This window comes from Mesorhizobium sp. M7A.T.Ca.US.000.02.2.1 (assembly GCF_003996995.1).
Classification (GTDB): Bacteria; Pseudomonadota; Alphaproteobacteria; order Rhizobiales; family Rhizobiaceae; genus Mesorhizobium.
This window is the reverse complement of the sequence record NZ_RZTT01000794.1, coordinates 1-1,082: the sequence shown is the minus strand read 5'-3', so window position 1 is coordinate 1,082 and position 1,082 is coordinate 1. Positions and strand designations below refer to the sequence as shown.

At 65.5% G+C, this 1,082-nt stretch carries 1 protein-coding gene; it reads right to left on the bottom strand.

The genetic code is table 11. The annotated features are described in order from the left end of the window. Positions 1 to 139: 139 nt before the first annotated feature. Complete coding sequence (locus tag EOD15_RS34685) at positions 140 to 1,042, bottom strand: SH3 domain-containing protein (RefSeq protein WP_185929173.1); 903 nt, start codon at positions 1,040 to 1,042, stop codon at positions 140 to 142. Positions 1,043 to 1,082: the final 40 nt, after the last annotated feature.

Sequence of the window (1,082 nt, the reverse complement as noted above, 5' to 3'; positions counted from 1 at the left end):
GGGCCTTATAGGGAAGAGTTTTGACTGATGTAACCCCGAAAATGCGAGGTAGGGGAGTAGGTGAGTAGGGGAGTAGGGTGGGTTCGAGGACATTCCAAACATACTCCCTTATTCCCCTACTCCCTTACTCCCCTAAATTCTAATTCCCCGACACCAGCGTATCCGTGATCTCGAAACGCTCGGCCTCGCCGATGCGGATCATGTTGAGGCTGCCCTCGCGGGTGAAGCGGAAATTGCCGTCCGCGTTCGAGCCGGCCGGCCGGCCGGCGTCGAAGGCGATGACGCGCGTGCCGCCGTCGGGCCAGGTCACGGTCACTTCGGCCTTGTCGGTGCCTTTGTGCACGACGGTTGCCTCGCAACGCGTCATCGGCTCGCCGACATAGCGGGCGCAAGGAATTTCGCTCGCGCCGGGGGCGGAAGCGGGCGGGACGTCAGGCGCCGCCAGCGCCAGTACGTACGCATCCTGCATCGCGGCGCGGCCGATTTCGGCGGCGGATTTTGGCGTGCTTTCGGCTGCCGGACCGGCGCCGCCAAGCCGCGCTGTCAGGTCGGGCGGCGCGACCGGCGCGCTGTTTGCCGAGCCGGTAGCCTGCGATTGATCCGGCGCCGAGGCTTGCCCGGTCTCATTGGCGCTGCCGGTGGAGGCAACCACCGGCGCATCGGCCGGTCTTGTCTCACCTTCGACATAGGGGGCCGGATTGAGGGGGATGAGATAGCGCGCCGGCGCCCAGCCGCTCAGCTTCTCCTTGCCCGTGCTTTCGACCTTGCACCATTTGTAGCCGTTGATGTCGTTGCAGCCGAGATTGGTGACCATGTCGCCGCTGCTCAGCCGCGCCTCGACCGTGGCGACCGGCGATGCGGTGGTGCGGACTTTGAGAAGGTCGTCCGGCGCCAGGCCGGTGACGACCGAGATGACGAGCTCCGGCGCCTCTTGGGCCATCTCTTCAGCCATAGCGGGGGCAATCACCGGCCACGCCGTCATCAACAGCGGAGCCGCAATCAGCGCATGGAGGGTTGTTCGGAGCGTAACTGTGCGCCTCATCGTTTGGCCGTGCGCTGATACCGTGCCGCGGCGGATCGAG